Origin of the sequence: Sneathiella aquimaris (assembly GCF_026409565.1) — a bacterium.
Taxonomy (GTDB): Bacteria; Pseudomonadota; Alphaproteobacteria; order Sneathiellales; family Sneathiellaceae; genus Sneathiella; species Sneathiella aquimaris.
The window spans coordinates 1,510,952-1,535,157 of the sequence record NZ_CP112881.1; the positions used below are offsets into that span (position 1 = coordinate 1,510,952).

A 24,206-nucleotide genomic window follows, 5' to 3' on the forward strand; every position below is an offset into this window, starting at 1 on the left:
ATGTCAATGTCAGTGGATCAGGAAATTTACTTTGAACAGAAGGGGCAGCTTGGTGTCATCCTTCTAAATCGCCCCAAAGCGCTGAATGCGCTGACGCATGAAATGGCGATTGCGTTGCATGCGAAACTTGACGACTGGGCTGCGGATAACACGGTTCAGGCTGTTTTGATTAAAGGCGCCGGCGAGAAAGCCTTTTGCGCGGGCGGTGATATCGTCAAACTTTATAATGAAGGCAAGGCCGGTGGGGATTACCCTTATCGGTTCTATGAAGACGAATATAAATGTAATGCGGCGATCAAGCATTTCCCAAAACCGTATATCGCTTTTATGGATGGTATCGTTATGGGAGGTGGCGTCGGTGTTTCGGTTCATGGCAGTCATTGTATCGCAACGGAACGGACCCTGTTTGCGATGCCAGAATCCGGAATTGGTCTTTTCCCGGATGTTGGTGGAACGTATTTTTTGCCCCGGTGTCCGGGCGAAATCGGGATGTATTTGGGGCTGACGGGCGCTCGTCTTAAGGCCGCTGATACAGTTTATGCCGGTGTGGCCAGCACATATATCCAGTCCGTAAATCTGGACGGGTTAGAGCAGTCTTTGGCCAGTATGCAGTTCTCCAAAGATCCGCACGGCGATATCGATCAGTTGATCGCTGTATATGCTGAGCAAACGGAAACGCCACCACTGGAGAAATACCGGGCGAAAATTGATAAACATTTCAGGGCTGATAGCGTGGAAGGAATTTTGGCCAGCCTTGATGATGCGGGGGACGAGTGGGCGGCGAAAACGGCAGCTGGCTTGCGGTCCAAATCACCTACCAGCATGAAAGTCACTTGCCGTCAAATCAGGGCAGGGGCGTCAAAAACATTCGACGACTGCGTGAAACTGGAATGGAGAATGGTTAACCGGATCATCAAGGGGCATGATTTTTATGAAGGCACCCGGGCAGTTGTTATCGATAAAGATCAGAAGCCTGTTTGGTCACCCGCTACACTTGAGGACGTGAAAGACGAAGATATTGATTCGTATTTTACACCCCTGGCAGCAGGTGACTTGAATATTTAAGAAAATAAAGTAATCGGTAAGGTCAGGCAGGCTGATATCCATCAAGAATGATGAATTGGCCTGTCGCCGCATTTTCTCGTTCCGCTCTGGCTCTGCTATATTCACGGCTATCATAACATTTCCGAGCCGTTTCGTAGTCCGGGAATTTTACAATTACAACCCGTTGGGTTTCTGTCTCGCCTTCCAGCGTGTCCATTGCACCGCCGCGGGTAAGATACTCTCCGCCATATTTGTTGATCGCAATTGGCGCTAGCTTTTTATATTCTTCGTACTGAACCGGATCTTTTACGTTCACACGGGCGACCATGTAAGCAGGCATATTTCGTTCCTTCTTTTTACAGCTATTTCCTGATACCTTAGATTGAAAAAGAACAATAAGGGGGCTGCCTGTGTCATACAAGTATGTAACGCTGGAAAAAAATAACCGGATTGCCATTGTGCGTTTTGACCGGGGGCATGAAATGAATGCCCTGTCGGTGGATCTCATGAAAGAGCTGCTAGAGGTCGCCCGCTCTTTTGAAGGGGACACTGAAACCAATGCGATCATCCTTACCGGCAACGGAAAGAATTTTACCGCGGGTTTTGATTTAAAAGATGCAGCGCTTAAAGAGCGCATGGATGCGGGCATGATGGATAAGCGGGAGATGCTGCGGGTTGGTCCTCGTATGTGTCAGGCGTGGGAGGATTTGGAGCCCATGACCATTGCAGCCATCGACGGATATTGTATCGGCGGCGGTGTCGCCCTGTCTGTTGCCCTCGATATGCGAATTGCTTCAAAAGGCGCGCAGTTTTATGTGCCGGAAATTAAAAATGGCATGAATATGAGCTGGCAATCTGTTCCGCGAATGGTGAATTTGATGGGGCCTGCCCGGACAAAACAGATTTCGATCATTGCCGATATTGTGCCTGCAACCGACGCGTTATCCTGGGGCCTTATTGAGGAAATTTCCCAAACGGAAAGTGCTTTTGATCTCGCTTTGGAATGCGCACAAAAAATTGCGGAACGTCCGCCGCTGCCCGTTCGGATGATTAAGCAGGGAGCGAATGTTGCGGCCAAAGCTTTAAACCATGCAACCAGTTATATGGATATTGATCAATACGCATTAGCGACTGAATCTGATGACTATGCAGAAGGGATCCGCGCTTTTATAGACAAGCGACCTCCTGAATTCAAAGGTCGCTGAGGCTAAGTATCCGTCTTCCCCGCGCAATCGGCAGGCGTTGGTCAGGCCTTCTCTTGAAGGCCTGCCAATTGCCGATCATGCAGGCGCGGTAACAAGATTAAAGCCAGAATGCATCCAAGAAGGGCGAGCGCCATGTCAGACTGCGTGTCCCAGACATACCCTTGTGTTCCAAGGAACGCTTCCGCAGCCTCGCCGCTCAGGAGTGCGGCCCACCATTCAATCAGTTCATAAAACGCACTGAACGCAAGGCAGATGCTTATAATAAACAGTGTTCGCCATGCAGGGGTTTTGACAACAGACAGTCGGATCAGGATTTCGCGGGCAATGATTGCAGGAACAAAGCCCTGTGCAAGATGACCGACTTTGTCATAGTTATTTCGGTCTGATCCCATCAAGTCACGGATTGTGTCGAACAGGGGTACTTCTGCATAGGTATAATGTCCGCCAACCATCAGGATAACCGCATGAACGAGGATGAGAAAATACAGCAAAGGGGTGAGTGGGAACCGCTTGCGGGTTGCGGCCAAAAGCACCAGGCCGATTATGGCGGGCAGGACTTCCAGAAACCATGTAAAATAGTCTTTGGGATTGATTCCCGACCAGATCAAAACAGCCAAAAAGACTGCTAGCCATAATATCTGCATGATTATTTCCCCCTGTTCATAAAGCCTGTGTTCGAACAGGCTTTATGATGAAATACCTAGAAATCTGTCCCGCAATTTTCGCATACCGCCGATCCAGCGATCATAGTCCGCCGTTTTACGACGCATATATTCCAAAACCTGAGGGTGAGGCAGAATGAGAAATTCTTCCTTGTCCATGCTTTGAACCACACATTCGGCAAGTTCTTCAGGCTCCATCGTGCCGTCCACAGCGGCCACTTGATCTTCGCGCCCCTCTGTCATGCCAGTTCTTACCTGTTGAGGGCACAGAACCGATACGCGGACACCTTTGTCGCCATATCGTATGGCCAGTGTTTCTGCAAATGCGACAGCGGCGTGTTTGGTGGTTGCATAGGTTGCACTGTCAATTTGACTTAGAAGGCCAGCGGCAGAGGCCGTATTGATAAGATACCCGGACCCTCTTTCGACCATTTTGTCGACAACCGCCCGGGCTGCAAACACGTGGGCCATTACGTGAATTCGCCAATTCAGATCCCATATTTCATCTGATGTCTCTTCCCAGCCATATCGGGCGATGCCCGCGTTTGACACAAAAATGTCAATGGGGCCAAAGGCTTCCTCGGCCTTTGCAACAAGGTTTTGAATATCTGTTTCTTTCGAGACATCACATTTTACAGCCAGTCCATTTACACTTTTGGCCACTTCCTCAAGGGTGTCTTCGGTTAGATCTGCAACCGTAATTCCAGCAGCCCCTTCAGCATGGAACCGTTCTGCCAGTGCCTTGCCGATACCACTTGCGCCCCCAGTAATGACGATATTCTTTCCAGCTGCTTTCATAATTTCCTCACCTGTCCGGTCTGTAACGCCGGTTTATTCTTTGTTGATCGCGGTTATTCTTTGTTCTTGTTTTTTGCACGGTTATGTTATCGGGAATTTGTGCGCTGACAACAAAAAATGGCCCGAGCAATTCTGCCCGGGCCATTATCATGGGGTCTTATAGGTGGGTTCAGGCACCTGTGAAGGACTGAATACCTGTCTGAGCGCGTCCAAGAATGAGAGCATGTACATCATGTGTTCCCTCATAGGTGTTAACCGCTTCAAGATTCATAACATGCCGAATTACATGATATTCGTCACTGATGCCATTTCCGCCATGCATGTCGCGGGCGGTACGGGCAATATCCAGAGCCTTGCCACATGAGTTGCGTTTGATCAGGGAAATCATTTCAGGCGCAGCACGGTTTTCGTCACGCAGTTGTCCAACCCGTAAACATCCCTGTAAACCCAGTGTGATTTCGGTTTGCATATCAGCCAGTTTTTTCTGAATAAGCTGGTTTGCCGCAAGCGGGCGTCCAAACTGTTTGCGCTCCATTGTATATTGAAGGGCCGCCTGCCAACAGAATTCTGCTGCACCAAGGGCGCCCCAGGCAATGCCGAAGCGTGCACTGTTCAGGCATCCAAACGGTCCAGAAAGGCCCTGCACATTTGGCATTAGATTTTCTTCCGGAACGAAGACATTATCCATTACGATTTCACCCGTAATCGACGCCCGAAGGGAGAATTTACCTTCGATTTTTGGTGCGGACAGGCCTTCCATTCCTTTTTCAAGAATGAAACCCCGGATTACATCATCATCGGTCTTGGCCCAGACAACAAATACATCTGCTACTGGTGAATTCGTGATCCACATTTTGGCCCCGGATAAACGATAGCCACCGTCTACAGATCTGGCGCGGGTCACCATGCTTCCCGGATCGGATCCATGATCAGGTTCAGTAAGGCCGAAACAGCCAATCCATTCACCGGTTGCCAGTTTTGGCAAGTATTTCTGACGCTGTTCTTCAGTTCCGTATGTGTAGATTGGATGCATGACAAGGCTGGACTGAACGCTCATCATCGAGCGATAGCCGCTGTCAACCCGTTCCACTTCGCGGGCCACCAGTCCGTAGGAAACGTATGAAAGGCCGGCACAGCCATAGCCTTCAATTGTACTTCCCAAAAGACCAAGCTCACCCATTTCGCGGAAGATGCTTGTGTCCATTTTTTCGTGTCGGTTGGCTTCAAGAACGCGCGGCATCAGCTTTTCCTGACAGTAGTCATGGGCTGTTTGGCTAACGAGGCGTTCTTCCTCGGTCAATTGTTCATTGATGAGAAATGGATCTACTGCATTGAAGGTAGGGCGATGTTTGGCAGGTGCGCTGCTCATGGATTGTCTCCGATACTGACAAGTTTTTATAATTATTTTAAGCTTAAAACTTTATATGGATAGTCCTTATCTACAGAATATTTTACATAAACTCAATAAGCTGTGTGATACAATTCCATATAGGGCTATTTTTATCTTACGGAAATTTCAATGACGAGCAGTGATGATCAAGGGGAATATATCATTGAATTTGTTCCCATCGGCAACTCAGTGAAGGTGTCTGCGATGGATCCGGTTTCTTTGACTGAGGTCTCGATCGTTGGCCCAGTGACTGCCAGTAAACTGGAGTTACAGCAAACAGCCGTGAAAAAACTGCTGTATGTCATGCGAAAAGCGTCCGGAGCAGATCAAGAAAAAACCTCCCCGTCGTCTGACGGTCGGGGAGGAATAATCGTTTAGGAGCGGGTTCGGCTATGATCTGCTGATCTCGCCCGTTTCAGCTCCACGCATCAAGATTTCGAAGTCCCAGTCTGTTACATGCACGAGATTTTCATGATCTCCGGCTTCAAAATAAATATCTGTTTCCCCTTCAAGTGCGGTATCCATCAGAACAGGCATGCCATAGGCATTTCCGATTGGTGGAACAGCGCCCACCTCACAGTCATTAAACAGGGGGGCGAACTCTTCTTCTGAAGAAAGCGAAAATTCCCGGTTGGTCATTTCTTCAACTTTCGACAAGGACAGACGGGTTTTGCTGGGGATTACAGCAAGGGCAAATCCGTCGCCATCTTTCAGGACAACGGCTTTTGCAACGCAGTCTTTTTTGATGTGAGCATTTTGCGCAGCACCTGCCAATGTGGCCGAGGGTCTGTGATGCACTAAATCATATTCAATGCCTGCGCGAAGCATATAGGTTTCAAGTGAGGAGGCCATTCCCATGGTCAATTCCTTTCGTGTCATTGTGAAAGAGGATTAGAACGCCACCAAGTAATGGGTAGGCGATTCTGTGGGAATTATTACTTTATTCTAATATAGACTAAACGCTGCTTGTTTCTCAAGTAAAAAGCGGGACCCTGCGGTCTTATTCTAAAGGGTTCAGCGCGATCTGTAGCTTTATTGCATTTTCGGGTCAGTTCTCTCTAGGAAGGACAAATAGGATGTGCTATCCAACCCGCGCTGAATTCGGCTAATATCGGCGGGTGCAAGTCGCCGGTAAAAGTCACAGTTGTACTGGTTTTAGGAAATCCTTCAGCCGAAGAAGTCCTGTCCAGTATACCCTAATGGCGTTACTGAAATCCGGGTAAATCTATTAAATGTCCCGGGTCGTTGAATATGGAGTGGCACAGGTGAGCAAACAGAATTCTGACCAGATTGATTTTTTCAACGCAGATTTGGAAAAAAATGACCCGGACGTGTTTGGTGCGATCGAAAAAGAACTTGGTCGTCAGCGGGATCAGATCGAATTAATCGCATCCGAAAACATTGTGAGCTCTGCCGTGATGGCAGCGCAAGGCTCTGTTTTGACAAACAAATATGCGGAAGGGTATCCGGGCCGTCGTTATTATGGCGGTTGTGAGTATGTTGATATTGTTGAGAATCTTGCGATTGAACGGGCGAAAAAGCTTTTCAACGTTGATTTTGTAAATGTCCAGCCTAATTCCGGCTCACAGGCCAATCAGGGCGCGTTCATGTCCCTGATCAAGCCGGGGGCGACTATCCTTGGAATGTCGCTGGCGGCTGGCGGTCACCTGACCCATGGCGCGGCTCCAAACCAGTCAGGTAAATGGTTTAACGCTATTCAGTATAACGTCCGTCCTGATGATCACCGTGTTGATTTTGACGAAGTGCTGGCGCTTGCAAAAGAACATAAGCCTGAACTGATTGTCGCCGGTGGATCTGCCTATCCTCGTCAGTTGGATTTTGCGAAATTCCGTGAAATTGCAGACGAAGTTGGTGCATATCTGATGGTGGATATGGCGCATTTTGCTGGCCTGGTTGCCGCGGGTGAGCATCCAAGCCCGTTCCCACATGCTCATATTGCAACAACAACGACCCATAAAACATTGCGTGGACCACGTGGCGGGATGATCCTGACCAATGACGCAGCGATTGCCAAAAAAGTAAATTCGGCAATTTTCCCCGGAATTCAAGGCGGTCCTTTGATGCATGTTATCGCTGGTAAAGCCGTTGCATTTGGTGAAGCGCTTCAGCCTTCGTTCAAAACCTATGCTAAATCTGTGGTTGCTAATGCGGATATTCTTGCAAAAACGCTCATTAGTCATGGGTTGGATATCGTTTCGGGCGGTACAGATACACATGTTGTTCTTGTTGATTTGCGGCCCAAGAAACTGACCGGTAATGTCGCCGAGCATTCCTTGGAAAATGCGAATATGACCTGTAACAAGAACGGTATCCCTTTCGATCCAGAAAAACCAACGGTTACCTCTGGCGTGCGTCTTGGCTCACCCGCGGCAACAACACGTGGCTTTGGTGTCGAAGAATTTGCGAAAGTTGGCGACCTGATCGCTGAAGTTCTTGACGGATTAGTCGCAAATCCTGAGGATAACAGTGCAGTGGAGGCTAAAGTCCGGGCAGAAGTGAAGCAGCTTTGCGATAATTACCCGCTTTATTCATCCCTGTAAGCTATTTGGTCAGGATGCGTGTTTGCGCAGGCATCCTGATATAATTGGGGGAGCCGTGAATGCGTTGTCCGTTTTGTAACAGTGAAGAAACCCAGGTTAAGGACAGTCGTCCGACTGAAGACAATACTGCAATTCGGCGCCGACGAGCCTGTATGGCCTGTGGTGCCAGATTTACAACTTTCGAACGTGTACAGTTGCGGGAATTGACGGTTGTTAAGAAAAACGGTCAACGAAGCCCCTTTGAGCGTGAAAAACTTGAACGCTCGGTGACAATCGCAACTCGCAAGCGCCCCGTTGAGCCAGATAACATTGATCGCATGATCAACGGAATTGTACGTCAGCTTGAAAGTAGCGGCGATCAGGAAGTTACGTCCGATAAGATTGGCGAACTTGTGATGGAAGGTCTGGCAAATCTTGATAGTGTCGCCTATGTTCGATTTGCATCGGTGTACCGGGAATTCCGGGAAGCCAAAGATTTCGAAGAGTTTATTGGCGAACTGCAGAGTAGTGTCACAGACTGACCTTAAAACAGATCAACGATTTATGCGTATGGCCCTCCGCCTTGCCCGGCGTGGCTTGGGTCGTGTTGCGCCGAATCCGGCTGTCGGCTGTCTACTTGTCAATCAAGGCCGTATCGTGGGCCGCGGATGGACCCAGCCTGGGGGGCGCCCCCATGCAGAAACCGTTGCGCTAGAGCGGGCAGGGCCGCTGGCAAAAGGGGCAACCGCCTATGTAACACTGGAACCCTGTTCCCATCATGGCAAAACGCCTCCTTGCTGCGACGCGCTTATCAAGGCTGGAATTTCACGCGTGGTTTCTGCGTTGCAGGATCCTGATGAGCGAGTAAATGGGCGCGGGCTTGAAATTTTACGCGAGGCAGGCGTAGAGGTTGTTGAAAAAATTTGCGAGAGCGAGGCGCTGGATGCCAATATCGGTTTCGTTGAAAGTAAAACCATCGACAAACCGTTAGTTACTTTGAAGATGGCAACCAGCCTCGACGGAAAAATCGCAACAACGACTGGAAGCAGTCAATGGATCACCGGTCCGCAGGCGCGCCGTTACGGGCATATGTTGCGGGCCAAAAACGATGCGATCATGGTGGGGATAGGAACCGTCCTTGCTGATGACCCGGAACTTTCCTGCCGCATACCCGGCCTGACGGAATATTCGCCAATCCGGATTGTAGCCGATACCCGGTTGAGAATACCGTTGACCAGTCAGTTGTTTAAAACTGTTCGCGACATTCCTTTGTGGATTGTCACGGTTGCCGGAAATGATCCTGAACGCATTGACGCGATCCGGAATTTGGGCGCTGATGTCATTGAGGTTGAGGCGACAGAGTCAGGTCTTCCCGACTTAAAACACACATTGTCCATTTTATCGGACAAAGGAATTACACGATTGCTTGTCGAAGGAGGTTCCCATCTTCAGGCATCATTGATAAAAGAAGAGTTGGCAGACCGCTTGATGTGGTTCAGGGCTGCTAAAGTCATTGGTGGAGACGGTATCTCTGTTTTTCAATCCATCGGACTGAAAAATGTGTCGGACGCACCAATATTGGAATTAGAGGGTACTCATCGTTTAGGTGAGGATCAGCTGGAACGTTATTTTCTTCGGAACTAGGTAAGCATGTTTACGGGAATTATTACAGATGTCGGGGAAATAGCCTCGATTGAAAAAAGCGGTGATACAAAAATTAAGATCAAAACCGCGTTTGACACGTCAGACATTGACATCGGCGCCTCTATCGCGTGTTCCGGTCCCTGCCTTACTGTAGTCGATAAAGGGGAAGACTGGTTCGCTGTCGAGGCTTCAGACGAAACCCTGTCCTGCACCAATCTAAACGAATGGGAAGTGGGAACGATGGTCAATCTAGAGCGGGCGCTGAAACTTGGCGACGAGTTGGGCGGCCACGTGGTGACGGGGCATGTCGACGCCGTTATTGTTCTTAAGAATCTGGAAGAAATTAACGATTCAACCAAGTTGACTTTGTCCCTGCCAGACGAATATGCCGGTTTTGTCGCTGCGAAAGGCTCCATCACCCTCAATGGTATTTCGCTGACGGTAAACGAGGTTGGAGTGGACTTTTTCAGTGTAAACATTATTTCGCATACCAAGGCGCATACGACTTTTCGGACTTTGAAAATTGGTCAGCGGATTAATTTCGAAATTGACGTGTTGGCGCGCTATGTAGCGCGTATGACTGAGGTGAATAATAAAAATGACTAAAAGCAAGAACCTCTCTCCCATTGAGGAGATCATTAACGATGCTAAAAATGGCAAAATGTTCATTCTCGTTGATGCTGAAGATCGGGAAAACGAAGGCGACCTGGTTATACCAGCCCAGATGGCGACGCCAGATGCGATTAACTTTATGGCTAAACATGGCCGTGGTTTGATCTGTCTTTCCATGGAAGAAGAGCGGGTTCAGGAGTTGGAGCTGCCGTTAATGGCGCAATCCAATGCGTCCCGATTGCATACGAATTTTACGGTCTCGATTGAAGCACGCGAAGGCGTGACCACAGGAATTTCGGCCGCAGACCGCGCCACGACAATTGCGGTGGCAATTGATCATACCAAAGGGCCGCAGGATATCGTAAGCCCAGGACATGTTTTCCCCCTTGTCGCACGTGAAGGCGGGGTTCTGCGCCGCACGGGTCATACAGAAGCTGCGGTAGATATCGCGAGACTTGCCGGCATGATCCCTGCAGGTGTTATCTGTGAAATCATGAAAGATGACGGCACAATGGCGCGGCTACCCGATCTGTTGGAATTCGCCGCGAAACACGACTTGAAAGTCGGAACGATTGAAGATCTGATCGAATACCGTCGTCGTCATGACAGCCTGATCACGCGGGAGATCGAGGCAGATGTCTCCAGTAAGTACGGGGACGACTGGAAAATGATCGTGTTTTCGAACAAGCCGGAATATGCGGAACATGTAGCGTTGATCAAGGGGGATATCTCCACCTCCGAGCCCATTATGGTGCGTATGCATGCGCTGAACCTTTTAGGGGATGTTCTGGGTGATCTGGACGAAAACCCGGATATGCTGCATAATGCGATGCACCAGATTGAAGAAGAAGGTCGGGGTGTTGTTGTCCTGATCCGCGAGCCACGGCCGATGGCTCTTTCCGATCGTTTGCGCCGAAAATTGGGTGAACCTGTCAAAACGCCCCATGAATTACGTGATTACGGCATTGGTGCGCAGATATTGCTTGATCTTGGTGTCAAGAATATGGTTCTTCTCTCCAACACTGAACGGAATATTGTTGGACTGGATGGTTATGGTCTCTCGGTATCCGAAACACGGCCTATAAAGGTCAAGGAATAAGCCTATGCGAGACAATTTACATATACTGATTATCGAGGCTGATTTTTACCGGGATATTTCCGATGCGCTGCTTGATGGTGCAAAAGAAGAATTGGACCGTGTCGATGCGACTTATGAAGTTATTCAGGTGCCCGGTTGTCTCGAAATTCCGGCGGCCATTCGGTTTGCAATCAAGGCCATGGAATTCATGGGCGGGCGTCGCCGGTTTGATGCCTATGTTGCGCTTGGCTGTGTTATTCGCGGTGAAACATCGCACTATGACACTGTTTCAGAAGAAAGCGCCCGTGCATTGATGGACCTGTCTACTGAATATTGTCTGGCGTTGGGCAACGGAATTATCACCTGCGAAAATGAAGAGCAGGCCTGGGCCCGGGCCAATAAAGATCAGAAGAACAAAGGAGGCGGGGCTGCACAGGCCGCGCTTCAGATGCTGACTGTAAAAGAACAATTTGGACTATTTCCGCGATGAGCTCAAAATCTGAAAAACGGGGGGACAAACATAGTCGCCGCCGTCTTGCCCGGTTAAATGCTGTTCAGGCATTTTATCAGATGGGTGTTGAGGAAAAGGCGGCAACCGAAGTGGTTGACGAGTTTCTTGAACATCGCGTGGGCGCCAAAATTGACGACATGCAGTTCAAGGATTCTGATAAGGCCTTGTTCCGGGATCTGGTTATCGGGGCGACTGAACGTCTTGAAGAAATTGATCAGCAGATCAATGCTGTTTTGGATAAAGACAGAACCCTCGATCGGTTGGAGTTGGTTTTGCAGGCGACTTTGCGTGTTGCCGTGTATGAGCTTTTGGCCCGTCTGGATGCGGATGCCAAGGTGATTATTTCAGAATATGTCGGGATGGCCCGGACGTTCTTTAATAACAATGAACCTTCATTTGTGAACGGTGTCCTGGACAGAATTGCCAGAATTCTTCGGCCCGGCGAATTTGAATAAATGCCGGGGCCCGATACCAAAACGGGCGAATTTGGCATAATCGAAACCATTTTTTCGCCGCTGACCCGCAACACCCCCGGGGCTCTTGGTTTGGGGGACGACGCGGCCTTACTCTCTGTTCGAGACGGCCATGAACTGGTCCTCACCAAGGACGCAATGGTCGCCGGGGTTCATTTTTTTGAGAATGATCCCCCCGCAGACATCGCGCGCAAACTTCTTCGTACAAATTTATCTGATCTGGCCGCGATGGGTGCCCAGCCTGTAGGCTATCTTTTGGCCACGGCTTGGACCGAGGATTGCGATGAAGCCTTTATCAAGAGCTTTGCAGCTGGTCTTGAAGAAGACCAAGCTCTCTTTGGTGTTGGTTTGCTTGGCGGTGATACTGTCAAGACATCCGGGCCGTTGACGCTTAGCCTGACGGCCCTTGGTGAAGTCCCCATAGGGCAGGCCCTCAGGCGAAACGGTGCCAAGGTCGGCGATCAGCTGTATGTCAGCGGAACGATCGGGGATGGTGCGCTTGGATTGCAGGCAAGGCAGGGGAAATTACCTTTCTTGAATGAACAGGACAGGCAATTTCTTGAGAGACGATACAGGCTTCCTGACCCTAAAATTACGCTGGGGGCAGTGCTTCGGGATCATGCTTCTGCCTGCCTCGATATTTCAGATGGATTGTTGGCCGATGCGGGGCATATCTGCAAGCAATCCGGTGTTGGGATGACAATCCATCAGGCCTGCATTCCACTATCTGATGCCGCCCAAAAAGTCGTTGAAACCTATCCTGATCAATGGACGGCCATCCTGTCCGGAGGGGATGATTACGAGCTCTGTTTTACGATTCCACCTGCTTCCGTGCCGGCGTTCGAAGAAATTAACCATAAATTGGGCCTTCATGTCACGTCAATTGGAATGATTACAGAAGGAGAAAGCCCGGTTTTACTGGATTCTGACGGTCAAAGAATTGAGCATAACTGCGCTGGCTGGACCCATTTTTAGGTTAATTTTTTCGCCTCTTCGTTTTATGCATGATAGCTATGCATTTCTGTGCGTTGTCATCTTCCCGCCGTTTTGAAAAACTCTCGGCGGTTAAAATTGTTTCGGGAGAACTCTATGCTGGCTATGCAGTATACGGTCCGGTTGCCAAGTGAGTATGATGCTCAGATGGTTAATGACCGTGTCTCAATGCGCGGTCCCATGTTTGACGGATGCCCAGGGCTTGCACACAAATTCTACCTGTATGACAGGGAAGAACACGTATATGCGCCATTTTATATTTGGGAAAACAGTCAGGCAGCTCAAAATTTCTTAATGAACACCCTGTTTGAGGACGTGGTCGAGGATTTCGGCCGACCAAGGGTCCGAAGCTGGCAAATCTTGAATTTTGGCTATGGTCGGTCAACGATTGCACCCAAAAAGATGCTTTCTGAAGTTGATAAAGTTTGCGAAAAACAAAACCTGACAACGCTTAAAACCCATGAGCAGGCCAATCATCTCAAAATGCTCAAGAATGATGATCTTTTTGCACATATGGTGCTTTTGGATCCTGATCGCTGGGAAATTTCTCGGGTCAGTCTTTGGAGCCGAAAGGACGAAGCCTACAAGACCCGTGCGGATTGCGTCTCTGAGTATGAGGTCTTGGAAGAAAATAGATCCATGTCGGGTGCTGCCTAAAGAAATTCGGGTTGCATGTCGGTTGTAAACGTTTCTGAAAGGCTTCGCTGAGATAATCAAATTTGTGTAACGACTTTTTTCTGTCAGCAACGGATTTGATCATGATCGCGGCTTTTAAAGATTCTATGTCAGGCTTTCTACTGGCAACCTGTGTGCTCCTTGCGTTGGCGTTGGTGCCGGATGCTCGTGCGTCTTCGTCTGCTGAACCTGAAGAAGGGGTAGTCGAAGAGGGGCCGTTTTATCTGGAGCTTAAGCCCTTAAGTGTGCCGATCCGACGTAAAAATGGAGACATACGATACTATATGTTCATGACGGTCAGTCTTGAATTTGATGAAAAAGAGAAAAAAGATGGGACCCGAAAGCTTATCCCTCGTGTTAGGGATGCTTTCTTGAAGGATCTGAGCGGTCGCACTGTTTTATTCAAAGATAAAACACGTGGTGTTGACTACGACCGGCTAAAAAAACGTTTGCTGACGCAGGCAAATCAGGTACTTGGTAAAAAGGCGCCCTCTGATATTCTCGTGGTCAAGGTGTTCAAAGGTAACTAAAGGGTCGATTATCATTAGCCCTTCTCATGTATATAGGAGGGCGCGTTGAGAGACACCCGCACAAAAGTTAGTATTCTTCTGATGGCCGGCGCTCAGGCCATGCTGAATAGTACAACCTCTATCATGATCAGTTCCGCGTCCCTTGTTGCCCTTCTTTTATTGGGAACCGACAAGTCTCTGGCCACGGTGCCTGTCACGGCAGTGGTGACAGGAACAGCACTTGCCACTATTCCAGCATCCTATTTCATGAAGCATGTGGGCCGAAAAGCCGGATTTTTATTCGGGATTTTGCTGGGTATGCTTGGTGCATCCATTGCGGCTTATTCCATCTATGTTGGAAGTTTTATCGGCTTCACTTTGGGCGTGATGCTCGTTGGAACCTGCTCGGCTTTTGGCAACTATTACCGGTTTGCTGCCATTGACGTTGCTGGCCCGGAATTCCGGAGCAAGGCTGTTTCTTATGTGATGGCGGGCGGATTGGTCGCTGGCTTCATCGGGCCGCAAATTGCAAGTCATACCCGGGACCTTTACGCGCCTTATCTGTATTTGGGCCCGTATCTGGCAATCATCCTGCTGGGGGTCTTCGCCCTTGTTTTTGTAAGCTTTGTCAAAATCCCGCATATCAGAAACCAGGTGTTTGATGAAAAGCCTCGTCCGCTCCTCGAAATCATGAAGCAACCGACGTTCATTCTGGCAGCTTTAAGTGCGATGATCGGGTATGCGGGAATGAGCTTCATCATGACGGCAACGCCTCTCGCCATGATCGGCTGTGGGCTCACCCCGTCAGACTCCTTCAATGTCATTAGTTGGCATGTGGTTGCCATGTTTGGCCCCAGTTTCTTTACCGGATCCCTGATCACCAGATACGGCGATTTTAAAGTAATTTTCGTTGGGGCGATCTTGGGCCTTGTCTGTATTGGTGTTGCCTTGTCCGGATTGGCCATCGCCAACTTTTGGATCGCCTTGGTTCTTTTGGGTGTTTCCTGGAACTTTATGTTTATCGGCGGGACAACGTTGCTGACGAAAACATACCGGCCAAGTGAAACTGCCAAAGTTCAGGGTTTTAATGATTTTCTTGTTTTCGGGACGGTTGCGACGGCATCGCTGTCTGCTGGCATCCTTCAGCAAACGCTTGGCTGGGATGTCGTGACCATGAGCATGATCCCGTTCTTTGGTCTGGTTGCGATTATTGCTCTGGTTAATCTTAGCCGGCAGGTTCGCGCAGTCGCGCCCGCAGAATAAAAAAAGCCGCTCCCCACAATAAGGGAGCGGCTTTTTTAACATCTTCGTTCAGAGATTATCCTGTGAAGGCGTCTTTCACCAAAGAGTTCTGGATCATTGCAGCAGCTTCGTCAGCATCGCCCCAGCGAACAATCTTTACCCATTTATCTTTTTCAAGATCTTTGTAATGCTCAAAGAAGTGAGCAATCTGATCAAGCAGGACATCCCGAAGGTCGGTGTAGTTCGCAACATTCGAATAATAAGGGTGAAGCTTATCAACCGGAACACCGATAATCTTTTCGTCCTGACCGGCCTCATCTTCCATAATCAGAACGCCAACAGGGCGTGCCCGCAGGACCGCCCCTGGGATAACCGGGATAGGGCCCGCTACCAGCATGTCGGTCGGGTCGCCGTCATCGGCCAGTGTGTGAGGGATAAAGCCATAGTTGCAAGGGTAGTACATGGCGGTGTGCAAGAAGCGGTCGACAAACATCGCTCCTGAGTCTTTATCGACTTCGTATTTTACCGGAACGCCACCAATAGGGATCTCGATAACAACGTTCACATCCCACGGGACATTCTTGCCAGCAGAGATTTTGGAAATATCCATTCTTTTAAGCTCCTAATATTCGTTGGCGCCCGGATAGCACGTTCTGAGAAGGAGCGCCATAATCGATTGGAAAAAAATGGGTTTTTTTTGAAGATTCAGGGTATTTGGCAAATATAATGAAAGTGAAAATAACAAAAAGATAAAGTAGTAAAATATAAAATAATGACTTCTATTGTTTTTCAGTTGGGTTTTTCTTGAGTAAACTTTCTGAATTAAATAGAGAATTTATTAATTAAAGAGTTTAGGAATCGGAATTTGTCGAAATAGGCTAAATAATTATCAAATAAAAAATTAGATTATTTAAGCAAATCAATCGGTAATATTAAAAGATTGGTAATATTAAACTTAATATTGCCCGTTCAATATTTATCTGTCATTGTTAAACGGCAAGTTGATTGCCCAGTAACTGATTTTTATGAAAAGAACTTAAGTTCGTTAATCAAAAACAGTTAGTGAGCCCGTAGCTCACTAAAGAATAGGGTGGAGTCAATGTCTGAATTTGTGTGGATTCCTATTATTTGTGGTGTCATAGCGTTAGTTTATGGTTTGTATGCAGGACGTTCCGTTTTATCAGCAGATGCGGGTACGGCGCGTATGCAGGAAATATCTGCTGCTGTTCAAGAGGGGGCAACAGCATATCTAAACCGCCAATATTTAACGATCGGCCTGGTTGGGATCGTGATTTTTGGCATTTTGACATTTTTGCTTGGCTTGAAAGTCGGGATTGGCTTTTTAATCGGTGCCATTTTATCAGGCGCGGCTGGTTTTATTGGTATGAACGTTTCGGTGCGGGCGAATGTGCGAACGGCGGCGGCGGCGGCGATCGGATTAAAAGAAGGTCTTGCTGTCTCGTTTAAGGCAGGGGCCGTGACCGGCTTGCTGGTTGTCGGTTTGGCATTGCTCGCTGTTGCCGGATATTACGCGGCTTTGCTGTCGATGAATGTTCAGGGTCGTGAAATGATTGATAGTCTGGTTGGACTTGGTTTTGGCGCATCGCTGATTTCCATTTTTGCCAGATTAGGGGGTGGTATTTTTACAAAGGGCGCTGATGTTGGCGCTGATCTGGTGGGGAAGGTCGAGGCTGGCATCCCTGAAGATGATCCACGCAATCCAGCGGTTATTGCAGACAATGTCGGTGATAATGTTGGCGATTGTGCCGGAATGGCCGCTGACCTTTTTGAAACCTATGCTGTAACGGTGGTTGCGACGATGGTGTTGTCGTCGATTTACTTTGCCAATTCTCCTGAATTGATGACCTATCCGCTTATGATCGGAGGGGTGTGTATTATTACTTCAGTCATCGGAACTTTCTTCGTAAAATTGGGCAGCAGCAACAATATTATGGGCGCCCTTTATAAGGGGTTTGCGGTTACAGCCGTTCTTTCGGCAATCGCACTTTGGCCGATTACTGCAATGACCATCGGCACGGGAACTGAATTCAGTATTGGCGATAAAACTTTTACTGGTGCGAGTTTGTTTTATTGTGGGTTAATCGGGTTGATTGTGACGGGATTGATTATCTGGATCACAGAATATTATACGTCCACAGAATATCGCCCGGTTCGCAGCATTGCAAAAGCGTCTGAAACAGGGCACGGCACGAACGTCATTCAAGGATTGGCCGTTTCCATGGAAGCAACCGCTATTCCGGCGCTCATCATCTGTGCCGGGATTGTCGTCGCGTATAATTTTGCTGCTCTGTATGGTATTGCGATTGCAGTGACCACTATGCTGGCTCTGGCGGGAATGGTTGTCGCCCTTGACGCCTATGGACCCGTAACCGACAATGCTGGCGGGATCGCGGAAATGGCTGATATGGATGAGGATGTCCGAAAAACCACGGATGCACTGGACGCGGTCGGCAATACGACCAAAGCGGTGACCAAAGGATATGCAATCGGGTCTGCCGGGTTGGGTGCATTGGTCCTCTTTGCGGCTTATACCGAAGATCTGGCCTATTTTATTTCGAATGCCGGGCCAGACAAATATTCCTTCTATCAAGGGGTCACGCTGGATTTCGGTCTGCAAAACCCGTTTATTGTTGTTGGACTGATACTCGGTGGGCTTCTTCCTTATTTATTTGGTGCGATGGGCATGATGTCCGTTGGTCGTGCCGCAGGGTCCGTTGTCCGAGAAGTGCGCAGACAATTTAAAGAGATTCCGGGGATTATGGAAGGAACGGCCAAGCCGGATTATGGGCGGGCCGTTGATATGCTGACCAAGGCGGCGATTAAGGAAATGATCATTCCGTCCTTGCTTCCTTTGCTGGCGCCCATCGTGGTTTTTGGTGTTGTTATGCTGATCGCCGATAAATCAGCGGCGTTTGCGACTGTCGGTGCGATGTTGCTGGGTGTTATCATTACCGGACTGTTCGTGGCGGTTTCGATGACCGCGGGCGGTGGTGCCTGGGATAATGCGAAGAAATATATTGAAGATGGTCATCATGGCGGCAAGGGAACAGATGCACATGCCGCCGCGGTTACCGGAGATACGGTTGGTGATCCTTATAAAGATACAGCGGGTCCGGCGGTGAATCCAATGATCAAAATCACCAATATCATTGCATTGCTTTTATTGGCGGTTCTCGCTCACTAAACAGCATGTTTCTGAAAAAAAAAGCCCCCGGAAGTTTCGGGGGCTTTTTTTGTTGAGGGATGACGAAAATGACTTTAATTGGCACCTGGGTTAAAGCGCCCGAAGTTTCCAAATATCTGTTCAAAGAAGCCCAGCTCGTTCCCGCCGGTTGGTGTTGTACGCTCGACAATATCAATTTCTTTGCCAGACTCTTTGTCGTAATTCTTGATTACCTCTATCACATCATTTTCATCAAATTTTATGACGATAACATTCTGTTCAATGACGTTTTTGTCCAGAAACGCATAATGCTCAGTTTTCTTGGAGATGTAGTACCACGCTTCACCATTTTCAGCGAATGTGGAAATGCTGGAGGGAGAGCCAAGATTCTCAATAACGCCGTCTTTGTCCGTGATGCCGGGTTCAAGTTTGGCAATTTGATCAGGGTCTACGCGGTAACCGGAACTTTCCTTGGTATATTCACAGGCAGTTACGGCCACACATAGAGCACTGACAAGTAAAGTATTTCGAAGGAATTTCATCATTTGACTGTCGCCTAGTCGTTAATCGGATTGCGCAGATTTGCATTGTCTCTCGGTTCTATCGGTTGACACAAGGCATTCAAGCGCTTAATTCATCCTGCATAAATGACATTTTAAACGTATAAATGTCAAATCTTTGGTGATTGACTGACTTGAAATTTCAAGCGGCTGGTCAGAATAAGGATCACGAATGATTTTCAAAAAATTCTTTGGGCAACGGCAGCAGGAAATCGCAGCGCAAGAGCTTTATAAAGAAATTGTGCGGCAGGCCCGCCAGCCTGAATTCTATATCGCTGCTGAGGTTCCGGACACTGTTGATGGGCGATATGAAATGATTGCCCTACATGCCTTTCTGCTGATGCGCCGCCTGAAAGTGGAGGGGGACGAGTCTCTTATTAAACTTTCACAGGCGGTTTTTGATCTGATGTTTGCCGATATGGATCAGTCTCTTCGGGAGATCGGGGTTGGGGATCTGAGTGTTGGAAAACGGATCAAAGAGATGGCAAAAGTCTTTTATGGCCGCGTGGTTGCCTATGAACAGGCATTGAACGGCGAGGGTGAAACACTGGAAACTGCACTTGAACGAAATCACTATGGAACATGTGAAGTGACGCCCAAGGCGGAAGTGTTGTCTTTGTTGGCTGATTATGTCCGTCAGAATGATGCGTATTTGAAGGGGCAGGACAGTCAGGATTTAGAGCATGGTCGGGTTGTTTTTCAAAATTTGTCGCAAAGCAAAGCCGGGTGAACGCATAATTCGCTTGATATTGGTTCAAAATTAGCAATATAAACAGCGCGTTAGATATATTTTGCAAAAGCATTTGACCCAGCGGACTGAAACGCTTATTTTCGCGCCTTCGAAAATGTAAGACCGGAAGTTTTCAGCACAAAACGGTCATTCGAGATCATGTTAGTTGGAAAGGGTCATCCCATGCAGGATACCGGGGAAGAATTTGCTCGGTGGGTGAATGTTGAGCGTCTTGGGCGAGAGCCTGTAAGAATTAACATCACAGCATCCGAGGATGAATGCCGCATTCTTGCTGAACGGCTTGAGATTTTGCAGGTTGCATCTGCACAAATGAAAGCGTCAGTCGGCAGAAAAGAAGGCAGCGGCTTGATTGAACTGACTGGCTCGATCGTTGCTGAAGTCGACCAGGCTTGCGTCGTAAGTCTGGAGCCTGTCAGGCAGAAAATTGAAGAAGATTTCGTAATGTGTTACACCTTTAGTCGGGACGACGCATTGGTTGAGGATGTGGATTACGTCGTCAGTATGGAAGAAGCGGACCTTCCAGAGTTGATCATTGATGGTCAGATTGACGTTGTCCAGGCGCTGATAGAGCAAATCGCCCTGTCGTTGGAGCCTTACCCTCGAGCGAATGATAGTGAGATTTCGAAGGCGTCGGAGATTATCCGGGACCTTGAGGAAGAGGTGGTTGAGGAACAAAAAGAAACTCATCGGCCTTTTGCAGACTTGAAGAAAATGATGAATAAGGACTAATTGGCCGAATGTGACGTCAGTTAGTTTGGATCTGGGTTAAAGTCGCCAGTAAGTTGGTGCAAATTGAGAGATTGAGAAAATGGCAGTACCTAGAAAGAAAACCACTAAATCGAAACGTAACATGCGTCGTGCGCATGATTCACTTGGTGGTACACAAGTTCAGGAATGCACAAACTGCGGCGAGCTGAAACGCCCGCATCATATTTGTGGTTCTTGCGGTCATTATGACGACCGTGAAGTTCTGGATACAGCAGAAGCACTATAAATCAGATTTCTTCTGATTTCCGAGTGGACAGAAACCGGACGGTGGAATGAGCGAAAACGTTGTTATTGCACTTGATGCGATGGGTGGGGACGATGCCCCGGATATTGTCATTAAGGGTGTGGACATCGTTCGGATTCAATTTCCCAACGCCCGGTTTTTGCTGTTTGGAGATGAGGCGCGCCTTAATCCATTATTGGACGCCTATCCCCTTGTGAGGTCTGTCTGTGAAATCAGACACACCACTCACGCCATTAAAGGGGAAGACAAGCCTAGCCATGCGTTACGCAAGGGACGTCAGAGCAGTATGCGACTGGCGATCGATGCCGTGCGCGATGGTGAAGCGGGTGGCGTTGTCTCAGCAGGGAATACAGGCGCGCTAATGGCGATGGCCAAGTTTTCTCTGCGCACTTTGCCTGGGATTGATCGTCCGGCGCTTGCATCCATGCTCCCCTCTCCAAAGGGAGAGACGATCATGCTTGATCTTGGGGCAAATGTGGAATGCGACGCGGATAACCTGGTTCAGTTTGCGGTTATGGGCGCTGATTTCGCCCGGGCCGTTTTGGGGCGTGTGCCGCCTCGGGTTGGCTTGCTGAACGTTGGCAGTGAAGAATTAAAAGGTAGTGATACGATTAAGGAAGCGGGCGAACGCCTGCGTTCCATAAAAAATCCTCCCTTCGAATATTGTGGCTTTGTTGAAGGCGATGATATTACGCGTGGTATCGTCGATGTGGTTGTCACAGATGGCTTTACCGGAAATGTTGCTTTGAAAACGGCAGAGGGGGTTGCGACTCTCTTTTCTAATTTTTTGAAGGCCGGTTTTCAACAATCTCTTATGTCCAAGATTGGCTATCTTCTATCGAAGAACGGTTTAAAGGTTTTAAAAAACCGATTAGACCCCAGATTGTATAACGGTGGGGTTTTCCTTGGTTTGAACGGTGTCTGCGTGAAAAGTCATGGTGGAACCGATGCTTTTGGTTTCGCAAATGCTGTTGCTGTGACAATCGGCATGGTGTCCGAAGGGATGATTGATCGCATGATTGCGCATTTCAAGGACTTTGATGTTGAGACAAAAGCGAGTAGTAATGAGGAGACTTCTTCCTCGGAAGTCACCGAAGCCTGAAAAAGAACTATAAAGAACAACTGACCATCCGGTCAGAGAACGGAATTAACATGCGTCGCTCAGTCATTATCGGAACCGGTTCGTATTTGCCGGAAAGAGTTCTTACCAATGAAGAACTAAGCACGATGGTTGACACCTCTGACGAATGGATCGTGGCGCGTTCCGGTATTCGTGAGCGCCGGATTGCGGCCGATGGTGAATTGACGTCTGATTTGGCGACTAAGGCGGCACAGGCCGCCCTGGATGCCGCCGGCCTTCAGCCAGATGATATCGATTTGGTTCTTGTTGCCACTGCGACGCCCGACGAAACATTCCCGGCAACGGCAACGACTGTTCAAAAAAAGCTGGGTATGACCAGAGGATTTGCCTTTGACCTTCAGGCTGTCTGTACTGGCTTTATTTATGCGCTTGCGACGGCAGACAACTTTGTCAAATGCGGACAGGCCAATCGTGCCCTGGTTATCGGTGCCGAGACATTTTCCCGTATTCTGGATTGGGAAGACAGAACGACCTGCGTGTTGTTTGCCGACGGTGCCGGTGCAATTATTCTGGAAGCTTCCGAAGAAGAGGGAACCAATCAGGACCGCGGCGTGTTGACAAGTCATCTGCATGCCGATGGTAATCATCACGATCTTCTGTTTGTTGATGGTGGTCCTTCTTCGACACAATCCACCGGGTATTTGCGTATGGCGGGCCGGGAAGTGTTCAAGCACGCGGTCAATAACCTGGCAAGTGTCGTGGGTGAAGCGCTGGAGGCAACGGGTCTTGAAACGGATGATATCGATTGGTTAATTCCGCATCAGGCCAATAAAAGAATTATCGACGGGACCGGCCGTAAGCTGAAAATGCCCTCTGAAAAAGTCGTTGTTACGGTGGACCGGCACGGAAATACCTCTGCGGCCTCTGTTCCTTTGGCATTGGATGAAGCTGTCAGGGATGGACGGATCAAAAAAGGCGACCTTCTTCTTCTTGAAGCAATGGGGGGTGGTTTTACTTGGGGGTCGGCTCTCGTCCGCTGGTAATTGTTGCGAATCTACTGACCAGATTCGCAGGAAACACTAAGAATCAAGCTTTGTATTTCTTTTTTATGGTAAACAAGATTGCAATTTCACCATGAAATCAGGGTTTTATACAGATTTCACCGGTTTTTTGATCGTTTGCAGTTGACGCCTTTGCTTGCTGTGCTAATCCTTTATTAACGGGCGCGAGGTGGGAAACATGAGCAAAAATACACTGACCAGAGCACATTTGGCTGAGGCGCTATACCAGCAGGTTGGCCTTTCACGAAATGAATCGGCTGATCACGTTGAGGCTGTCTTGGGAGAGATAGCGGATCGTCTTGTTGACGGGGAAACTGTAAAAATTTCCTCTTTTGGGAGTCTTCAGGTTCGGGAAAAGAATGGACGTATCGGGCGGAATCCAAAAACGGGAGAAGAAGTCCCGATTGAACCACGCCGCGTCCTGGTTTTCCGTGCCTCCCATGTACTTAAAAACAAGATTAACGAAACATCACGTTAAATCTAACCAAATTGGTAAAGAATGTCGGACATACAAAACACTGTAGGCGGAAAAAGCTCAAAGTCCCCTGACGCTTTCAGGACGATTAGTGAGGTTTCTGACGAACTGGATGTTCCGCAGCATGTTTTACGATTTTGGGAAAGTAAGTTTCCGGTCGTCAAGCCGTTAAAACGGGGCGGAGGACGGCGATATTACCGTCCTGCCGACGTAGAGTTGATCCGTGGTATTCGTGATCTTCTTTATACCCATGGCTTTACGATTAAAGGGGCACAAAAGCTTCTGAAAGAGCAGGGCGGCAAGATAGAAAATATTGATGTTCTGTCACCGGTAAGCAAGAAGCAGGATCGTCAAGCAGAGGCGCCTGTGATAACAGCAAGCTCGGGAAATGGCTTGAATGCTGCTGCTGATGACACTGCGATATCAGATCATCGGGAATTGCTTGAGAATATTCTGACCGAACTCAAAGAGCTCAAGCAGATTCTAAACAACTGAACCGTTTCATTTTATTTTCATTCCTATAATCGCAGGGCATTGCATTGCGGATTAAGGGCGGTTATAGTCGCGCCGCCTGACACCCATTTTTGACGGGCAGTAGCGCAGCCTGGTAGCGCACTTTACTGGGGGTGAAGGGGTCGTCGGTTCAAATCCGGCCTGCCCGACCAATCGAAAAGGCCTTGAAAACTCCGGTTTTTGAGGCCTTTTT

At 48.6% G+C, this 24,206-nt stretch carries 29 protein-coding genes and 1 tRNA gene; 23 read left to right on the top strand and 7 right to left on the bottom strand.

The genetic code is table 11. The features are described 5' to 3' along the window. On the top strand, window positions 1–1,065 hold the full coding sequence (locus OIR97_RS06960; RefSeq protein WP_219821682.1) for an enoyl-CoA hydratase/isomerase family protein: 1,065 nt from the start codon (window positions 1–3) through the stop codon (window positions 1,063–1,065). Between the two features lie 22 nt (window positions 1,066–1,087). On the opposite strand, the gene OIR97_RS06965 is transcribed toward OIR97_RS06960, so the two are convergent. Further along, window positions 1,088–1,384, bottom strand: a complete 297-nt coding sequence (locus OIR97_RS06965; RefSeq protein WP_169544859.1) for a DUF1330 domain-containing protein — start codon at window positions 1,382–1,384, stop codon at window positions 1,088–1,090. 70 nt (window positions 1,385–1,454) lie between these two features. Here OIR97_RS06965 and OIR97_RS06970 point away from each other — a divergent pair, with 70 nt between their 5' ends. Then, window positions 1,455–2,249, top strand: a complete 795-nt coding sequence (locus OIR97_RS06970) for an enoyl-CoA hydratase/isomerase family protein (RefSeq protein WP_219821683.1) — start codon at window positions 1,455–1,457, stop codon at window positions 2,247–2,249. 41 nt (window positions 2,250–2,290) lie between these two features. Here OIR97_RS06970 and OIR97_RS06975 read toward each other — a convergent pair whose 3' ends face one another. The 3 genes from OIR97_RS06975 to OIR97_RS06985 all read right to left on the bottom strand — a co-directional run bounded on the left by OIR97_RS06975 (window position 2,291) and on the right by OIR97_RS06985 (window position 5,078). Continuing rightward, window positions 2,291–2,893 (bottom strand): DUF2238 domain-containing protein, encoded by a 603-nt coding sequence (locus OIR97_RS06975; RefSeq protein WP_169544860.1) that lies wholly within the window; start codon window positions 2,891–2,893, stop codon window positions 2,291–2,293. A 42-nt stretch (window positions 2,894–2,935) separates the two neighbouring features. Then, on the bottom strand, window positions 2,936–3,709 hold the full coding sequence (locus tag OIR97_RS06980; RefSeq protein ID WP_169544861.1) for an SDR family oxidoreductase: 774 nt from the start codon (window positions 3,707–3,709) through the stop codon (window positions 2,936–2,938). Window positions 3,710–3,878: 169 nt separating this feature from the next. Further along, window positions 3,879–5,078, bottom strand: coding sequence for an acyl-CoA dehydrogenase (locus tag OIR97_RS06985; RefSeq protein WP_169544862.1), 1,200 nt, complete (start codon window positions 5,076–5,078; stop codon window positions 3,879–3,881). Between the two features lie 150 nt (window positions 5,079–5,228). Here OIR97_RS06985 and OIR97_RS06990 point away from each other — a divergent pair, with 150 nt between their 5' ends. After that, the gene (locus OIR97_RS06990; RefSeq protein WP_181017901.1) at window positions 5,229–5,477 is read left to right on the top strand and encodes a DUF6898 family protein; all 249 of its coding nucleotides are present in this window, start codon (window positions 5,229–5,231) and stop codon (window positions 5,475–5,477) included. 12 nt (window positions 5,478–5,489) lie between these two features. Here OIR97_RS06990 and OIR97_RS06995 read toward each other — a convergent pair whose 3' ends face one another. Continuing rightward, entirely contained in the window at window positions 5,490–5,957 is a 468-nt protein-coding gene (locus OIR97_RS06995) for an aminoacyl-tRNA deacylase (RefSeq protein WP_169544863.1), read from the bottom strand. Window positions 5,958–6,331: 374 nt separating this feature from the next. Between OIR97_RS06995 and glyA the strand changes: the two genes are divergently transcribed. The 11 genes from glyA (at window position 6,332) to OIR97_RS07050 (ending at window position 15,397) form a co-directional block, all read left to right on the top strand. Next, the gene (gene glyA / locus OIR97_RS07000; RefSeq protein ID WP_169544864.1) at window positions 6,332–7,660 is read left to right on the top strand and encodes a serine hydroxymethyltransferase; all 1,329 of its coding nucleotides are present in this window, start codon (window positions 6,332–6,334) and stop codon (window positions 7,658–7,660) included. Window positions 7,661–7,719: 59 nt separating this feature from the next. Beyond that, window positions 7,720–8,181: a transcriptional regulator NrdR gene (gene nrdR, locus OIR97_RS07005; protein ID WP_169544865.1), complete on the top strand. Its 462-nt coding sequence runs from the start codon at window positions 7,720–7,722 to the stop codon at window positions 8,179–8,181. Next, the gene (gene ribD, locus OIR97_RS07010) at window positions 8,168–9,283 is read left to right on the top strand and encodes a bifunctional diaminohydroxyphosphoribosylaminopyrimidine deaminase/5-amino-6-(5-phosphoribosylamino)uracil reductase RibD (RefSeq protein ID WP_219821684.1); all 1,116 of its coding nucleotides are present in this window, start codon (window positions 8,168–8,170) and stop codon (window positions 9,281–9,283) included. Before nrdR ends, ribD begins: the two co-directional genes overlap by 14 nt. Window positions 9,284–9,289: 6 nt before the next feature. Next, window positions 9,290–9,889, top strand: a complete 600-nt coding sequence (locus OIR97_RS07015; RefSeq protein WP_169544867.1) for a riboflavin synthase — start codon at window positions 9,290–9,292, stop codon at window positions 9,887–9,889. Beyond that, entirely contained in the window at window positions 9,882–10,994 is a 1,113-nt protein-coding gene (gene ribB / locus OIR97_RS07020; protein ID WP_169544868.1) for a 3,4-dihydroxy-2-butanone-4-phosphate synthase, read from the top strand. The genes OIR97_RS07015 and ribB overlap by 8 nt, the downstream gene beginning before the upstream one ends. Window positions 10,995–10,998: 4 nt before the next feature. After that, window positions 10,999–11,463, top strand: a complete 465-nt coding sequence (locus tag OIR97_RS07025) for a 6,7-dimethyl-8-ribityllumazine synthase (RefSeq protein WP_169544869.1) — start codon at window positions 10,999–11,001, stop codon at window positions 11,461–11,463. After that, window positions 11,460–11,939 (top strand): transcription antitermination factor NusB, encoded by a 480-nt coding sequence (gene nusB / locus OIR97_RS07030; RefSeq protein ID WP_169544870.1) that lies wholly within the window; start codon window positions 11,460–11,462, stop codon window positions 11,937–11,939. The genes OIR97_RS07025 and nusB overlap by 4 nt, the downstream gene beginning before the upstream one ends. Next, complete coding sequence (thiL, locus tag OIR97_RS07035) at window positions 11,940–12,932, top strand: thiamine-phosphate kinase (protein WP_169544871.1); 993 nt, start codon at window positions 11,940–11,942, stop codon at window positions 12,930–12,932. It abuts the gene before it with no gap. A gap of 114 nt (window positions 12,933–13,046) precedes the next feature. Next, a complete protein-coding gene (locus OIR97_RS07040; RefSeq protein ID WP_169544872.1) occupies window positions 13,047–13,607 on the top strand; it encodes a DUF4865 family protein in 561 nt (186 codons plus the stop codon). 101 nt (window positions 13,608–13,708) lie between these two features. Beyond that, window positions 13,709–14,155 (top strand): flagellar basal body-associated FliL family protein, encoded by a 447-nt coding sequence (locus OIR97_RS07045; RefSeq protein ID WP_169544873.1) that lies wholly within the window; start codon window positions 13,709–13,711, stop codon window positions 14,153–14,155. Window positions 14,156–14,200: 45 nt separating this feature from the next. Next, entirely contained in the window at window positions 14,201–15,397 is a 1,197-nt protein-coding gene (locus OIR97_RS07050; RefSeq protein ID WP_169544874.1) for an MFS transporter, read from the top strand. 55 nt (window positions 15,398–15,452) lie between these two features. On the opposite strand, the gene ppa is transcribed toward OIR97_RS07050, so the two are convergent. Further along, a complete protein-coding gene (gene ppa / locus OIR97_RS07055) occupies window positions 15,453–15,986 on the bottom strand; it encodes an inorganic diphosphatase (RefSeq protein WP_169544875.1) in 534 nt (177 codons plus the stop codon). Window positions 15,987–16,475: 489 nt separating this feature from the next. Between ppa and OIR97_RS07060 the strand changes: the two genes are divergently transcribed. Next, window positions 16,476–18,581: a sodium-translocating pyrophosphatase gene (locus tag OIR97_RS07060; protein WP_169544876.1), complete on the top strand. Its 2,106-nt coding sequence runs from the start codon at window positions 16,476–16,478 to the stop codon at window positions 18,579–18,581. Between the two features lie 74 nt (window positions 18,582–18,655). Here OIR97_RS07060 and OIR97_RS07065 read toward each other — a convergent pair whose 3' ends face one another. Then, window positions 18,656–19,105 (bottom strand): outer membrane protein assembly factor BamE, encoded by a 450-nt coding sequence (locus OIR97_RS07065; RefSeq protein ID WP_169544877.1) that lies wholly within the window; start codon window positions 19,103–19,105, stop codon window positions 18,656–18,658. Between the two features lie 187 nt (window positions 19,106–19,292). Between OIR97_RS07065 and OIR97_RS07070 the strand changes: the two genes are divergently transcribed. The 8 genes from OIR97_RS07070 to OIR97_RS07105 all read left to right on the top strand — a co-directional run bounded on the left by OIR97_RS07070 (window position 19,293) and on the right by OIR97_RS07105 (window position 24,165). Beyond that, entirely contained in the window at window positions 19,293–19,850 is a 558-nt protein-coding gene (locus OIR97_RS07070; protein ID WP_169544878.1) for a ubiquinol-cytochrome C chaperone family protein, read from the top strand. Window positions 19,851–20,033: 183 nt separating this feature from the next. After that, entirely contained in the window at window positions 20,034–20,600 is a 567-nt protein-coding gene (locus OIR97_RS07075) for a YceD family protein (RefSeq protein WP_169544879.1), read from the top strand. A 79-nt stretch (window positions 20,601–20,679) separates the two neighbouring features. Next, window positions 20,680–20,865 carry a 50S ribosomal protein L32 gene (gene rpmF / locus OIR97_RS07080; RefSeq protein WP_169544880.1) on the top strand — a complete coding sequence of 62 codons (186 nt, stop codon included), beginning with the start codon at window positions 20,680–20,682 and terminating at the stop codon, window positions 20,863–20,865. Between the two features lie 46 nt (window positions 20,866–20,911). Continuing rightward, on the top strand, window positions 20,912–21,985 hold the full coding sequence (gene plsX / locus OIR97_RS07085; protein WP_169544881.1) for a phosphate acyltransferase PlsX: 1,074 nt from the start codon (window positions 20,912–20,914) through the stop codon (window positions 21,983–21,985). Between the two features lie 44 nt (window positions 21,986–22,029). Then, on the top strand, window positions 22,030–23,007 hold the full coding sequence (locus OIR97_RS07090; protein ID WP_169545824.1) for a beta-ketoacyl-ACP synthase 3: 978 nt from the start codon (window positions 22,030–22,032) through the stop codon (window positions 23,005–23,007). A 196-nt stretch (window positions 23,008–23,203) separates the two neighbouring features. Then, a complete protein-coding gene (locus OIR97_RS07095) occupies window positions 23,204–23,503 on the top strand; it encodes an integration host factor subunit alpha (protein WP_169544882.1) in 300 nt (99 codons plus the stop codon). A 21-nt stretch (window positions 23,504–23,524) separates the two neighbouring features. Continuing rightward, window positions 23,525–23,995 (top strand): MerR family transcriptional regulator, encoded by a 471-nt coding sequence (locus OIR97_RS07100; protein ID WP_169544883.1) that lies wholly within the window; start codon window positions 23,525–23,527, stop codon window positions 23,993–23,995. A gap of 93 nt (window positions 23,996–24,088) precedes the next feature. Further along, window positions 24,089–24,165 (top strand) — tRNA-Pro (locus OIR97_RS07105). The last annotated feature ends 41 nt before the right edge of the window (window positions 24,166–24,206 follow it).